The sequence below is a fragment of the Streptomyces sp. NPDC007164 genome (assembly GCF_040634135.1).
Classification (GTDB): Bacteria; Actinomycetota; Actinomycetes; order Streptomycetales; family Streptomycetaceae; genus Streptomyces; species Streptomyces sanglieri.
In genome coordinates this window covers 1-13,162 of record NZ_JBEYFB010000094.1, presented here as the reverse complement: position 1 = coordinate 13,162, position 13,162 = coordinate 1, and the positions used below count along the sequence as shown (strand labels likewise).

Sequence of the window (13,162 nt, the reverse complement as noted above, 5' to 3'; positions counted from 1 at the left end):
GACGCGACATTCGGGCTGTCGGCCTGCCCGCCCTCCGCCACCGAAAACGAAACGGTCCGCCGACGCCGTCGGCGGACCGTCAAGAAAGATCGAGGTTAGAACCGCGGTCCCTGGGTGACCAGCGGAGTTGGTCACCGGGCTGAGCTTTCACGCAAGTCCGGTCAGAGCCGGATCCAGAGAGCCTCATAACCGTGCCGCGGCCTGGCGGTCGGCTTCGGTGGACTGGATCAGGCCCGAACGGGGAGAACCGGTGCGCCTGCCGCTTGAACCGGTGGCCAACAGGACTGCGCCCGTGAAGGGCACCTGCGGGTGCCCCGGAAGCACGCAGAGCACCTGGCAGGCGGAGAACGCGCTGTTCAGGCCATCAGGGCGGCGCTGACGAGGGCGTGGTGGTCAAGCTCGGCATGTGGCTCGACAACGTCCGCAACCGCGCCGCCAAGCCTCCCGAGCAGCGCCGGACCGATCTCGATCAGCTCGGGATGCGCTGGTAGGCGGCCGGGTCGGGGTCCTCGCGTACGCGAGCGGGGATCTCGGCAAGTACGCCCAACTAGTAAGGGAATAAGGGCATTTGACCGTAATACGCCTGTTTGTTACTTATTCTTCGGGTATGCGTACATACATTGCGATCGAGATCGATGGTGTGCTCTCCCCGTACGACGGGCCGCTGCCCGCCGGGCACGGCCTGCACGATGTGACGTCGGCTGCCTGGCAGGAGTGGGCCGCGATGGTCTACCCGCGCCCGCGCGGTCTGCGGCTCGCCCTGGATGCGGAGGTCGGCCGGGCCGTCGCGGACCTTCCGGCGGACATGGTCCTGGTCTCCTCGTACACCCCGGCCGAGCTGGATCCGCTGCTCCCCGCCCTGGGATGGGAGACGCTGCCGCCGATGGTGCCGCTGCGGCACACCTCGACCATCCACTACATGCGGGTAGAAGACCCGGCCGGTCCCCCGACGCGGCGGCCGGCCTGCACCGGCGGGCCGAGGAGATCGTCTCCTGGGCGCACACCCACAACCGCCCGGTGACATGGGCGCGCGCCCAGGACCATCACCGGGAGAAGATCCGCCCGGACCACCGCCCACCTCTCGACAGCCGGCCCGGTCCTCGCGCACGCCGTCGACCCGGCCGCCGGGATCACCGCCGCCGACCTCCAGGCGCCGCGGGAGTGGGCACGGCAGATGGAGGCGCTGCCGGAGCCCGCGCCGGTCGTGCCCCGCCGGTGCCGGGACTGCGGGGACCGGGGCACCACCGTGCTCAACGGCCGCCGGGTCGACCGGGTCCACAGCGCATGCGGCTCCTGCTGCGAGTGCTACTGCCCAGGGCCGACCGACAACGCGTTCCAGCCGTGCGGCAACCTGACGCAACAGCAGTGCCCCGGCTACCGCTGCTGCCGAGTGTGCACGGGATGCCACTGCCACGAGTAAGAGCAGGTCGGCCCCGATACGGGTCTGCGTGCGGGATCGGTGCGGCCAGCAGGTCCGGGACGGCTCCCAGGAGCTCGCCGGGCACCACCGGGCCGGTACCGGGCCGGTGGTGCTGTCGTTGACCGGGCATGAGTCGTAAGAAGCGTCAGAAGCGCCCGCAGGCCCGGATAAGCACGCGGCTTCGATGCAGCCGATGCCGCTGCTTCGCCCCGAAGGATCTCACGTCCAAGGCCGCTGAGAACTGGAACGGGAAGTAGGAGGGGGCCGTCTCGCCCTGTTCTTGTGTCCTGCCTGCCAGACCCCGCTGGAGAACGCGGCAGCCGCGGCGAACGAGGCCGAGCTGAACGCCGGTACTGCCGATCGCGGAAAGTTCATGCCGGACCCTGTTCTCTGCATCACCGTCACCCTGGAAGCCCCCGGGACGGTCCTGTACGGCCGTAACCACCTCAGCGCATCAGCGCCGCAGCGCCGCAGGACAGGCGGAGAACCTGTGTCTCGTCTCCCAACTGCCCACCGAGACCCCGTGTGTGCCGATCCCGGGTGGAGTGATGGTCTATCTGCCCGGCCAGCAGGCCGCCCCATAGGCCCGCGCCCGAACCCTCCGACGCGCGAGGAGGGACCGGCCGGCCGCCGATCCCCGAGGCGCTCCGCCCGTCCGCCCCCGCCCTCTCCATTTCGGTAGTCGGGCGGCAGAGGGGTGCACAGCAAGGGATCCCCGGCTGCGTGCGGCCGGCCGTCCCGTGCCCTCGGCGGCCGGGGCGATGACCGAGGCGCGGCGGGACGAGCTGGATGCGATCGATCCGAGGTGGTGCCCGGTATGGGACACCGGGTGGCAGCGCTGCTTCCGACTCGCCCAGCACCTCCTCCGGAACGGCGGGACCGTACCGCCGGCAGCCGGGAAGGTGATCGTGCAAGGAGAAGACCTCGGACGCTGGATCACCGCGCAACGGCACGGGTGGGAACAGTTGCTGCCCGCACAGCAATGGCTCCTGGAGAACGTGCTCGGCATCGAGGCGGTTGGGGACGAAGAACGCCCTGTACGGCGGACGCAGGACGACATGTGGGCGGTCAACCTCGCAGTGGCACGGCAGTTCCATGCCCGGGAAGGACACCTGCGAGTACCCCGCAAACACGTCGAACACCTGGAGAGTGCGGAGACCCCGGGCGGCCGCCAGACAGGCCCTGACGAGCCCGTGGTCGTCAAGCTCGGTGTGTGGCTCGACAACGTACGCAAACGCGCCACCAAGCTCGCCGAACAACGACGGACCGACCTCGACCACCTCGGCATGCGCTGGTAACAGTTGTGCCGCACTGTCTGCCAAGGGCCGAACGTCTCGCAGGGCAGTCCATCCCGTCGACGCGGCCTGTCCACGTTATCGCCCGGCCCGAGTATTTCGCCGCCGGTACCTCCCGGCGTGGAGGGGTTTGCCTGCTCCCGGTCTCAGCTCTGGTGCGGGACGGCGCCAGCTGGAGGGGCCCGGTTGCGCAGGCCCGCCCCACACTGAGGAGGATACGGGGCGGGGAGGGGATTTGAATGCGTTCAGAAATGCAGGATCCGGGGCAGACGCAGGCGCGCGTGAGGGACAGGTTCGGCGCGGTGCTGACGGCTTCGCTGTCGATGCTGTTCGTCGAGGCAGTGATCGGGACGATCGCGCTCTTCGTACGGGGGCTGACCCAGGTGAGCACGGGCCAGCCCTACAACGCGATGGGGCTGATCGTGATGGCTCCGTTTGTGGCGGCGGCCGAAGCTGTCCTCTGCGCCCTGCTGACGGTCGGCGTCGTGATGCCGCTCCTGGTCGTGGCCGGATGGCTCGGCCGCAGGCTCTCGGGGCGCGAGGCGTGGTGGTGGATCCCGGCGCTGGCAGCCGCCGCAACTGCCCTGCTCTTCTTGGCCGCGGTGGCACTCGGAGAAACCGGCCTCCTGGCGGGTCTCGGCGGGTGGCTCGCTGTGACGGCGGCGCTCGCCGCCCCGACGCTGGTCACTCGCAGGCTACTGCTGCCGGACCACCCGCAGCTCTCCGGTGGCGCGATGTTCGGGCGTGTGGCGTTGTACGAGACGCTCGCTGTCGTCACCGTCGGCACGCTCGCCAGCATCGGCCTGTACGCCGCCGGGATCGGGTAGGAGCCTCCGCAGCGGAGCGCGGAACGGGTCGCCGGGACATGGTCCGACGGGAAGGGCGGCACGCTCATCCTCACAGCAGACGGCAAAGCCACGGCGACCCGCATCGAAACGTTCGGCTTCGACCCCCGGGGGGGTGCCCCTATGTGTTTGGTCAAGGTCGAAGACCAGGAGGTTCGTGTGGTCGAGGGCGGGGGCCGAGCCGGAGGGGTGCGCATGGGCGATAGCCAGGTCACGATCAAACTCACGTGTGACGAGGCGCTGGTGCTGTCGCACTGGCTGGAGAAGCTCCAGATGACCGACCTCAGTCGCGTTGTCGACGATCCGGCGGTCTGGGCGCCGATCCATCGTATCGTCGGAACGCTGGACAAGGCACTTCCTGAACTGTTCGCCTCCAACTATGACCAACAACTTGAGGCCGCCCGACAGCGACTTCGACCGGAAGACTGACCGACCGGCCTGAACCATCACCTGGTCGCGGTGGGTTGGGGTTCGTAGAAGGTGCCGTCGCGGAGCATTGCAAAATGGACGTCTGAAGGACGTCTGCCCGGCGGCGGGCGAGGCAGGGCCTGGGTATGGTGCTTGCCCTGGGCGATCTTCTTGTCGTAGTAGGCCCGCGATGCGGGGTCGCCCAGGGCGGCGAACGCCGAGAGGAAGAAGGCCCGTTTGAGCTGTTTGTTTCCTCACCGGGATGGTTGTTCGCCGTGGATCGAGGAGTCCGAGCTCCGGGTCGCCGGGGCGAGTCCGGCGTAGGCGGCGAGGTGGCCAGCGGTCGGGAACGTACTGCCGTCGCCGACCTCGATCAGGATGCGGGCTCCCGTCCTGACGCCGACTCCCGGCATTGACGTCAGTCTCGAAAGAGGGTGGGCGTCCAGGATTTCCTCGATCCGGCCGGCCATCAGCTTGCGCTGGTCAAGGACGGCCGTGAGCGAGGCGGCGAGGCTCGGGACGATCAGTGCGGACGCCTCGGTCCCCGGAACGGTGACGGTCTGCTCGTCCAGGGCAGCGGAGATCTCCTCGGCCAGCCGCTCGGCCATTCTTGGTGCCTTCGGCCGCAGCAGCGTGACCAGCCGCCGACGGCCGGCCTTGCGTATCTGGGCCGGAGACCCGAACCGTTCCAGCAAGGCAAGGACAGCCGGGTGTTGCAAGCGCGGCCCCAGCACCCTTTCCGGAGACGGGTGGATCTGGGTCAGCAGGCCGTGCAGCCGGTTCGTGACCCGGGTGGCCTCGTCGGCAAGGTCGTCGTCGAACCCGACGATCATCTCCAGCTCGGCGATCGTCTCGTCCCCACCGTCGATCGCCCGCAGCGTGTGCGGCATCGCGCGGGCCGCGTCGGCGATGATGAACGCATCCTTCGCGTCGGTCTTGGCCTCGCCCGGGTAGAGGTCGGCGATCCGCCGCATCGTCAGCCCAGGCAGGTAGGCAACCGGGCAGCCCACATCCCGGGCAACGGCCAGAGGTAGGGCCCCGATCCAGGCCGGCTGGTCGACCACGACCAGCACCGTTCCGTGCTTGGCCTGAAGCTTCGCGAACAGCTCGCGGAGCTTGGGCTCGGTGTTGGGCAGGCGCTTGTCGAACGCCTTCTTTCCGGCCGGAGTGATGGCGGTGGCGCGATGTTCGCCCTTGCCGACGTCCAGGCCGAGGAAGACGTCGATGTCGCTGGTGTCGATCACGTGCAGGCCCCTCCATCACGCGTTCGTCCGGCCTTGCCTCGGAACCGAGCTGCCACACCCACGTTACGGAGAGCTCTTCCGGCTCGGTGAAGTCGGTGCTCAAGCCCCTCATCAGCGGTCCGTCGATGCCTCCGGGGCCGGTGATACCACCGCCCGGATCATCAACCGCAACAAAGGGGAAGTCATGCCGACCCCGAAGGCCGGAGGCCCCATCGCGGAGCCACGAAAAAGGTAACGGGGGGCTGGATTTGGAATCCGTGAACCCATGCATTCCAAATCCAAAAGTGCGTCAAAAACCGGGCCAGCTCTCTTATGGAATCAGCATGGATCCCCACTCAATCTCGCCCGATAAACACGAAAGTCCCCTCCGTGTAGAGGGGACTTTCGGTGCGCGACGACCGAGGAGGTGAGTGGTGACCTCTCAGCCGACGCGATCTCTCAGCACGAAGTGCGCGTGATGGTGATCGTGAGCGAGTTGTTGAACTTGTACCAGCCAGCCGTCCTGGACTCCTCGGGGTCCAAGGCGCCGACCTTGAAATAGTACTTGCACCCCTTCGGCACTTCGAATGCGTCCACGTCCACGTCCCCGCCGCCCTTGTGGGCGCCTGGTTTGACGGTCTTGATCTCCTTGGGACAGGACGATCCAAGCGGCGCCGTCTTGGCAGCGCATGTCCAGTTCAGCGAAACACGAACCGAGCGGCCACTGTCGTTCTGCACCTCCCCACACGGCCAGGCCCAACTGCATCCGTCAAGGATGCCCACTCGGCCGTCGTCGGGTGGAGCCGCACTGAAAGCATTCGAGGCGGTGGCAGCCCCGGTAAGGCCGGCGGATACCGCCAGCGCCCCGGTCGCGGCGAGCATGCCAAACGTGTACTTACGCATAAGAGGCTCCCCTCATAGATGTCGGTCCGGACCAGCATCCGGGCGGACGCACTATGGGGGAACCTCTTACAACACAGGCCGAAAAGCCTTGACATGCCAGGTTGGGCCCACTCAACGAGTTGACCGGCGCCTGAACACCGCATTCCCACCAGGTGCCGATGCCCCCCGCTCTACCGCTCGCCAGCACCGTGATCCACACCGAAGCGACGACTCCCGCAGTGGCTCGACGCCGTCCGCGAGGACGACCTGCCCAGCCTCCACACCCTTGCCGCGGGCATCGGCCGAGACCCCGACGCGGTCATCGCCGGCCTGACGATGCCCTGGAACTCGGAGTTGTCGAAGGCCACGTGAACCGGATCAAGATGCTCAAGCGCCAGATGTTCAGCCGTGCAGGCTTCGCCCTCCTTCGTAAACGGGTCCGGCTCGCCCCGTAGTCATGTTGTCAGTCCCTTATCCGAGGATCCGGGCGTCACACAAAGGGAGATCAGCATGAGCACCTGGGATACTGGTCCCTTCGACAACGACACAGCTGCGGACTTCGCCAATGCTCTCAACGACGCCGAGCCCGAGACGCGCGAAGCTCTGATCCGAGGCGTCCTCATCCGGACGATCGATGCCACCGGCTATCTCACGGAAGCAGAAGAGGCGGTGGCCGCCGCTGCACTCATCGCGGCGCAATGCCCGGGAGGCAAACCCGTCGACATGTCCTACGTCCGGAAACACCTATGCCCGTGTTCCCTTCCGGCCTACGGGCACTCGCCGACGAAGCCCTCGCCCGCATCGCCAGCGACGAGGACGGGCCAGCCTCAAACTGGGTCGAACCGGAGGACTGGAAGCAGTGGCGAGCCATACTCACCCGCCTTCGCGCCGTATTTGCCCCGCCACCCCCTTCCATCGCTCTTTTCGATATCCAGCCATAACGGAGTGGCTTTGTTCTCGACTCGCGTCAGCAGCTGTTCACCGTTGTGGGAGGCACCCGGCGACGGCGCCGCCGCTACGGACCACCTGCCCCCCGTAGCCAGCGCTTTTGCCCCGCCCCTCCGGAAGCCGCAGGCGACCGATCTCGTATACGCCCCGAGCTGCTACTCAAAGCCGGGTTCTGGCTCACTTTCCGTAAAGCGGTAACTGATCGTCACCTAGCAGATGTCTTCGAGGCGGCCCAAGTACCGACCACTCCTCCCAAGGCCGGACCGGCCCGTATCGCGATGGCGACGGGGACAGAGAGCGAGAGGTCCCAGATGACCAGGGCGGTGATCAGCACCCCCAGCCACAGCGTTTGCAGCGCCGCAGCAGTAGTCACCTTGCGTCGTGTACTCCACTCACGCATTGTCAACGTCGGTCGCATCCGTTCCCCTTCGTATCCATCTGCGCTTCGACACGCATCCTGGCACTCGCGCGACATCCACGACCAGAATCTGGATGCTCGTGGTGCTCGGCCAGATTGTTATGCAAGGAGGACTCGCTTGCGGAGGAGCCGCCCCCCTCTCCATTTCGGCAGTTCGTGCGAGGGATCGCGCAAGGGATCCCGGCCCGAGGATCCGACTGCCGTTCCGTGCGAGCAACTGCTCGGCCGGCAGCAGCTACGAGCACGGGCGCGGTGCCGGCTCTGTGCCCCTGGTCGTGCTCGTCCCTGGTTCGGTGCCGAGCGGCCCTTTCGACCGGGGAGCCCGCCTGTGTGTACGAAGACCAGGCCCCCGCCTGATCACGCGACGGGGAGCACCGACGTCAGGTGTTCGTGAGCAGCGCCGAAGCGGCCGTCTCCGTGGCTACACCCGTTTCGCCCCTGAGCCCTGCGGCAGCGAACGCCTGGCCCTGTCATGGGGAGAACCGGCACGGTCCATCTGCCTCCAGGACGGGAAGATCACCGGGCACAGCGTGGCAAGCAGATACACACCGCCAACCGCCAGCAGCGCGGAAGTCAAGCCGACCGAATCCACGAGGAAGCCCGCGGCCAGTCCGCCCAGCGGAGTGACCAGCTGCACCGAGGCCGTTGTCACGCTCAGCACGCGGCTGCGCAGGTCCTCCGGCACCGTCTCATACGTCACGGTGGCCATGATGGGGTTGAGTACACCGAAGGCGAGACCCTCTACCGCCATGGTCACGGCCAACGGTGTGAAGGTATCGGTGAAGGCGGCCACCACGAAGCGCGGCAGGCCCCCGATGAGAAAGGCGATCGTGAACACTGGCCACCGCCGAAAGCGGCTGCCCACCGCCCCATAGACCAGCGCCCCCGTGAGAGCGCAAACCCCGAACACCGTGTTCAGCAGACCGAGATCGACGGCACCATCAAGGTCCTCACGAGCGTCCACGGGCAGGAGCACAGCACTCCACCCCTGGTCGAGGCCCCTGGTGACCAGCGTCATCAAGCACAGGCCCAGCAGCAGCGGCGTGGCCGCCACGAAGCGATATCCATCCGTGAGTTCACGACGGTAGGCATGCAGCGACATCGGCTCGCACCGCCGTTGGGCCCGCGCCTCGGGCAGGCCGCGCACTCCGAACGCGAACAGTGGCGCAGCCACGGCGAAGGTTGCGGCATCCACCAACAGGACGTTCTCGGCTCCGAGTACGGCGATCAGCACACCTCCGAGAGCGGATGCCATCAGCGCCGCACCGCGTGCCGCTCCGTCGTACAGCCCGGCAGCCCTGGTCAGTGGCATTCCGGCGCGTTCGGCAAGCGTGGGCAACAGCACGCCGCGAGCGGTTGCACCCGGCGCACGGAACATGCCTGTCAGCGCCATCAGCACGCACAGCATCCAGAACTGCAGGTTGCCGGCGAACTGCAGCAGCGGGATCGCCGCAACGGCAACTCCGCAGGCGAGATCCGAGGCGACACTGACCCGCCGTCGCCCCATCCGGTCGATGACCGGACCGGCGACGAGCGCGGCGAGCACTGCGGGCAGCAGTGTGCAGAACGCGACGATCCCCGCCCTGGCGGCGCTGCCCGTGCTTTGCAGCACGAACCACGGCACGCCCATGTATGTGAGGCAATTCCCTGCGATCGAAACGAGGTTGGCGGCAAGAACCGTTGCCAGAGGCCGGCGATCAACCGTCCCGAAGATTTCGGACACTACGGTGGTCTCCCATAGGGGAAGCGCCCACCGTGAACGAAGTAGGTCAGCCGGTGGGCGAAGCGAAGTGGTCAGCGTCTGGCGCGCATGGCGAGGCGCACCGCGGTGCGGTGTTCACAAGCAGCGCCTCCAACACTTCGCCGGGATGACCACCCGGCACCTCCACGCATTGTGACGTCGGGTACCGGCCCTCCGCAACGTCGATCCGCCGCAATGAGCGAGCTCGCATCGGGAATTGAAGCCTCCAAACAGGTCGGAAAGCTGGAGAGAGAGTAGCGGCCGAGCATGTTGATGGGGTGCCGTACGACTGGCGAGAGACGAGCCATGTCCTCGTAGCGTTCGTAGAGCTGCCCCGATCGGTCCTCCCCCGGCCCCGTCACGTCAGCGACGACAAGTATTCGGACCAGTTCTCGCCTGCGAGCGTGGCCCAGCGTTCGGCAGTCTTGGGGTGGATGCCCGAGCAGGTCGGCGATGACCATGGGCGGCAGGTCGGCCAGGGCGTCCATCATGGCGGTGTTCCGAGCTGCACGGGCGGGCAGACCGTGGTGTCTCAGCGTGTCGGCGAGGCCGAGGGGATCACGCGGGCGTCCGGGGTTTGGCCGGGCAAGAGGTACCTCCGTCCGGCCGTGGTGCTGTGCCGGGGCGTGCTGTGTCTGAGTTGATCGTCGATGAGACGGGCGAGCTTCGGCGGGAGCACGAAGGGGTGTTGGTTGACCGCCAAGCAGGTGTGCTCCTGGTCGCTGCTGATGTGGTCCTCGGTGAGCTCGACGATGCGAGTCAAGGGAAGGGCGTAGAGACGGACGAGAGCAGCCGCGACACGGACGTCCAGGGGTAGCGCGGTGTCGTTCAAGCAGCGCGACAGCTCTTTGCGGGCCTCGTCCTCGGCTTGGAAGTGGCCGGGGAGTTGCGAGGCTGGGCGATCGATGACCAGACCGGGCGGGCAGAGGCGTCGTGCGGTACTCCAACGGAGGAAGGGGACGGAGCGGGAGCGCAGAGATGGCCTGTCGGTCGCCCAGGTGTCCAGATGCGGCTGCTGGAGCCGGCGGAGGCTCAGGGGCTGGGAGTCGAGCCAATTCAGGAAGTCGATGGCGGCAAGCACGTTTGCTGCAGTCGCCCTTGTGCGCGGCGGAGGTGCAGCGGCCGCGGGCTGAGCGTTGGCGGGCGTCGCGGATGATGTGCCACTCGGCGAACGGACGGATGAGATTGGCGTGCCGCGCTGGGAGCCTGGCCACGGTCCGCGCGATGAGGATCTTTCGCCCTGTACAGCCGCAGCAACTCGGTCATCGCCGTGTCCGCGACCACTGTGTGCTCGGTGAAGTAGCTACGTAGGTGCAGGTAGTTGCGCTGTGCTTCTTCCTCGGTGGTGGCGTTCCGGTCCGCCGTTGCGAGCAGTAGTTCGAAGCAGCAGTTCTCGACCAGTTCGGCTTCGGGGTCTTTCGAAAGATTCCCCTTCGCGATGGTGGCTCGCCAGGAAGAGTCTCTGATGGTGCTCCGTCCTGTTGCGGTGCCTGACATCCCGTCCAGCCCGCCGACCTGCTGACCTACTGACCCACTGACCGCAGCGGGACGGCACTGGCCGGGCCGTCGCAGGTCAGGTGCTGCCCCGCCGGTCGGGCCCGGAGGTGTGATCCCTGCTCTCTCCCGTTCTCCCGTTCCCCCGTACATGACGGCCACCGGGCCGCGGACGCCGTGGAGCCAGCAGCGTCGAGGGCCTCAGTGTGGATCGGCGCGGATCGGTGTGACTCGGTGCCCGGTCAGACGATGACGGGGACGGCCTCGGCACGGTTGGTGGCCCAGTTGGTGACGATGGGCTTTTCGACGGTGGCGGGGTCGGGGAGCTTGAGCTCGGCGGGGTTCGGGTCGTCCTCGGTGGTGGCAATGATGACGTTCCCGAACTCAGTACCGCCTTCGCCGTCGGTGGTCTTGGGGTTGATACCGGTGTACGCGACGGCGGAGCCGGAGAGCTTGATGGGGTCTTCGCCGCCCTGCCCGACAGGGGAGGCGACACCGTCGGCGCCGGAGCCGAAGGAAACGCTGGGCGTGTTGACGTCCAGGTAGCAGGTGATGCCGGGCTTGGCCTTGGCGGTGACGAGGTAGTAGCCGCCGGCCTGGGACTCCGAGGTGACCGTGAAGCTGAGGTCGTTGGTGCCGCAGGACTGTCCGTAGCCGTCCTTCTTGCCGTCGCCGGAGTCGGTCTTGTCGGTCGAGCCGCCGGTGGAGGAGCCGTTGGAGGAGCCGTTGGCCCCGGAGCCGCTGGCGGAGGGCTTGTCGCTGGAGGAGCCGTCGCTCCCGCCGCTGCTCGCGGAGGCGGCGGCGGAGGGACCGGCGGCATCCGCGGCGTCTTCGGGGTCGCAGGCCGTGGTGGTGGCGGCGAGGGCCGTGATGGCTGCGGCGGCCAGGACGAGACGGGTGGAACGGGCGGCGAGACGCGAGCGCATCGTGAACTCCAGCGGCTGTTGGTTGCGGTCTTTCCTGCTGACACCGATGACACTAGGGCTGATTCGATCCTGAAGTGATCTCGTGAATGTCCGGGTCCTGTCTCAGTGATCTTCGTGCGGCAGCAGCGTTCGTCGTCGGCACGCGGCCGACCGAGGCAGGAGCGGTACGCGAACGCATTAACTGCCGCCGCCGACCGGGGAGTTGACTGTCTAGGTGGATACTCGGACATAATTCGCAGGCGTGCAGTCATGGAATGAACCTATTCTGCTCCTCATGACCGATTGGAAGAGCGTCGAGGCCGCTGACTGTGCCGTGCCCGCTGACCGGCACATGGACGACCTCGTTCGCGAGCTGTCCCGTGCCCTCGCGGATCCCGATCCGCAGGTCCGGGACGGCGCGCCCTACACCGTCCTCGCGACCTGGATCGCCCGCGGGACGATCGCGGCGTCCCGGCGGCTGGAGCTGGGGGACGAGATGGCCGCCCGGTTCACCGACCCGCGGGTCGAGGCCCGCACCTTCGCGCCGCTCGTGCTCGACATGCTGGTGGAAGCGGGGGACTTCAAGCCCGGCTGGGTGGACGCGTTCGAGCGCTGGTACCCGGTGGAGCGGGATCTACGCGGCCACGACGAGAGGCTCGGCTGGCTGCACGCGGTGGCGCACGGCGCGGACCTGCTCGCCGGCTTCGGCTGCCATCCCCGGGTGGCGCCGGTTCGGATGCTGGACCTTGCCGCCGCTCGGCTGATGGTGCCCACCGATCACGTCTACGACCAGTTGGAGGACGACCGCCTGGCACGCTCGATCGCCCGGGTCCTCACCCGCACGGACCTGAGCGAACGCGACGCCGTCCGCTGGCTGGATCCGATTGCCGACCGTTTCGGTGCCGCCCGGATCAGCACGCCGGTGCCCGCTCACCTCAGCAACTGCCTGCGCACCCTGCGCCTGCTCTACATACTCGCCGACCGAGGCGTACGCCCCGCCGGCGAACTGCCCGCGCAACCCCTCCATCACCGCGACGCGGTCAAGTCCGCGCTCGCCGCCGCTCTCGACCGGATCGTCAGACGCTGACCGACCACACCCCGGCCCGGCGTCCGGGCGGACCGGTGCGCACACCCGCGCCAGGCGGATCGAAGGCCTGCTCGCCGGACACCGGGTCGGTACGGTCTGGCCGGGCGTGGTGCTCGCCGTTGACCAGGTGATCGGTCAGATCGCCGTCGGAGGCATCCTCCCGAAGCCGCACCTGCGCCCCAACGGGTTCAGCCCGTACGGCGTGGCCCACTCCTCGATCCTTCTCGACGGGAGCTGGCGCGACGGGCTGCCGGGGAGCGGATCCTCGGCGACTGAGAACGTTCAAGTGACGGTATATGAAGGCCACTTGCCAGCCTCCGCAAAGACGATTCGAGGGCGGGCGCGCCGCGTTTCACCCGGCCTCGGGGGCGGCCCCGCCAGCAGTACGACACCCAGCAGACCCGCCCGGGACCGCACGCTCATCGGGCCTGTCGTACTCGGCATCATCCTGCTCATCCTGGTCCTGCTGCTGCGCTCACTGCTCGTCCCGGTCCTG

General features: G+C 67.7%; 14 protein-coding genes and 2 pseudogenes. 9 read left to right on the top strand and 7 right to left on the bottom strand.

What is annotated here, in order from left to right; translation table 11 throughout:
- Positions 1 to 386: 386 nt before the first annotated feature.
- The 5 genes from ABZ622_RS40855 to ABZ622_RS40835 all read left to right on the top strand — a co-directional run bounded on the left by ABZ622_RS40855 (position 387) and on the right by ABZ622_RS40835 (position 3,989).
- Positions 387 to 491, top strand: coding sequence for a helicase (locus ABZ622_RS40855; RefSeq protein ID WP_360552259.1), 105 nt, complete (start codon positions 387 to 389; stop codon positions 489 to 491).
- 116 nt (positions 492 to 607) lie between these two features.
- A complete protein-coding gene (locus ABZ622_RS40850; RefSeq protein WP_360552258.1) occupies positions 608 to 1,021 on the top strand; it encodes a hypothetical protein in 414 nt (137 codons plus the stop codon).
- Between the two features lie 1,307 nt (positions 1,022 to 2,328).
- Positions 2,329 to 2,718, top strand: a complete 390-nt coding sequence (locus tag ABZ622_RS40845; RefSeq protein WP_360552257.1) for a helicase associated domain-containing protein — start codon at positions 2,329 to 2,331, stop codon at positions 2,716 to 2,718.
- Between the two features lie 278 nt (positions 2,719 to 2,996).
- Positions 2,997 to 3,542, top strand: coding sequence for a hypothetical protein (locus ABZ622_RS40840; RefSeq protein WP_360552255.1), 546 nt, complete (start codon positions 2,997 to 2,999; stop codon positions 3,540 to 3,542).
- A gap of 147 nt (positions 3,543 to 3,689) precedes the next feature.
- Positions 3,690 to 3,989, top strand: a complete 300-nt coding sequence (locus tag ABZ622_RS40835; RefSeq protein WP_360552253.1) for a hypothetical protein — start codon at positions 3,690 to 3,692, stop codon at positions 3,987 to 3,989.
- Between the two features lie 17 nt (positions 3,990 to 4,006).
- Here the strand turns inward: ABZ622_RS40835 and ABZ622_RS40830 are convergent.
- Together ABZ622_RS40830 and ABZ622_RS40825 are read right to left on the bottom strand one after the other, a co-directional pair.
- Positions 4,007 to 5,212 (bottom strand): annotated as a pseudogene (locus ABZ622_RS40830) (IS110 family transposase).
- Positions 5,213 to 5,650: 438 nt separating this feature from the next.
- A complete protein-coding gene (locus ABZ622_RS40825; protein WP_360552251.1) occupies positions 5,651 to 6,094 on the bottom strand; it encodes a hypothetical protein in 444 nt (147 codons plus the stop codon).
- 231 nt (positions 6,095 to 6,325) lie between these two features.
- On the opposite strand from ABZ622_RS40825, the pseudogene ABZ622_RS40820 reads away from it, so the two are divergent.
- Both ABZ622_RS40820 and ABZ622_RS40815 read left to right on the top strand, forming a co-directional pair.
- Positions 6,326 to 6,528 (top strand): annotated as a pseudogene (locus ABZ622_RS40820) (ISL3 family transposase); the annotation flags it as partial.
- Positions 6,529 to 6,583: 55 nt separating this feature from the next.
- On the top strand, positions 6,584 to 7,219 hold the full coding sequence (locus ABZ622_RS40815) for a DUF4259 domain-containing protein (protein WP_360552249.1): 636 nt from the start codon (positions 6,584 to 6,586) through the stop codon (positions 7,217 to 7,219).
- A 7-nt stretch (positions 7,220 to 7,226) separates the two neighbouring features.
- On the opposite strand, the gene ABZ622_RS40810 is transcribed toward ABZ622_RS40815, so the two are convergent.
- The 4 genes from ABZ622_RS40810 to ABZ622_RS40795 form a co-directional block, all read right to left on the bottom strand.
- Positions 7,227 to 7,394: a hypothetical protein gene (locus tag ABZ622_RS40810; RefSeq protein ID WP_360552247.1), complete on the bottom strand. Its 168-nt coding sequence runs from the start codon at positions 7,392 to 7,394 to the stop codon at positions 7,227 to 7,229.
- Between the two features lie 466 nt (positions 7,395 to 7,860).
- Positions 7,861 to 9,162: an MFS transporter gene (locus tag ABZ622_RS40805; RefSeq protein WP_360552245.1), complete on the bottom strand. Its 1,302-nt coding sequence runs from the start codon at positions 9,160 to 9,162 to the stop codon at positions 7,861 to 7,863.
- A 550-nt stretch (positions 9,163 to 9,712) separates the two neighbouring features.
- Entirely contained in the window at positions 9,713 to 9,943 is a 231-nt protein-coding gene (locus ABZ622_RS40800) for a hypothetical protein (protein ID WP_360552243.1), read from the bottom strand.
- 973 nt (positions 9,944 to 10,916) lie between these two features.
- Positions 10,917 to 11,600: a hypothetical protein gene (locus tag ABZ622_RS40795; protein WP_360552241.1), complete on the bottom strand. Its 684-nt coding sequence runs from the start codon at positions 11,598 to 11,600 to the stop codon at positions 10,917 to 10,919.
- A gap of 274 nt (positions 11,601 to 11,874) precedes the next feature.
- On the opposite strand from ABZ622_RS40795, the gene ABZ622_RS40790 reads away from it, so the two are divergent.
- The gene (locus tag ABZ622_RS40790) at positions 11,875 to 12,666 is read left to right on the top strand and encodes a DUF2785 domain-containing protein (protein WP_360552239.1); all 792 of its coding nucleotides are present in this window, start codon (positions 11,875 to 11,877) and stop codon (positions 12,664 to 12,666) included.
- Here ABZ622_RS40790 and ABZ622_RS40785 read toward each other — a convergent pair.
- Positions 12,656 to 12,838, bottom strand: coding sequence for a hypothetical protein (locus tag ABZ622_RS40785; protein WP_360552237.1), 183 nt, complete (start codon positions 12,836 to 12,838; stop codon positions 12,656 to 12,658). The two genes, ABZ622_RS40790 and ABZ622_RS40785, sit on opposite strands and share 11 nt — an antisense overlap.
- Positions 12,839 to 12,973: 135 nt before the next feature.
- Here ABZ622_RS40785 and ABZ622_RS40780 point away from each other — a divergent pair.
- Positions 12,974 to 13,162 (top strand): hypothetical protein (locus ABZ622_RS40780; RefSeq protein WP_360552235.1); only part of this gene is annotated, 189 nt, incomplete at its 3' end.

Coding starts and splice junctions, on each gene's coding strand:
- ABZ622_RS40850 (WP_360552258.1), top strand. CDS start 608: ATGCGTACATACATTGCGATCGAGATCGATGGTGTGCTCTCCCCGTAC.
- ABZ622_RS40825 (WP_360552251.1), bottom strand. CDS start 6,094: ATGCGTAAGTACACGTTTGGCATGCTCGCCGCGACCGGGGCGCTGGCG.
- ABZ622_RS40795 (WP_360552241.1), bottom strand. CDS start 11,600: ATGCGCTCGCGTCTCGCCGCCCGTTCCACCCGTCTCGTCCTGGCCGCC.
- ABZ622_RS40815 (WP_360552249.1), top strand. CDS start 6,584: ATGAGCACCTGGGATACTGGTCCCTTCGACAACGACACAGCTGCGGAC.
- ABZ622_RS40790 (WP_360552239.1), top strand. CDS start 11,875: ATGACCGATTGGAAGAGCGTCGAGGCCGCTGACTGTGCCGTGCCCGCT.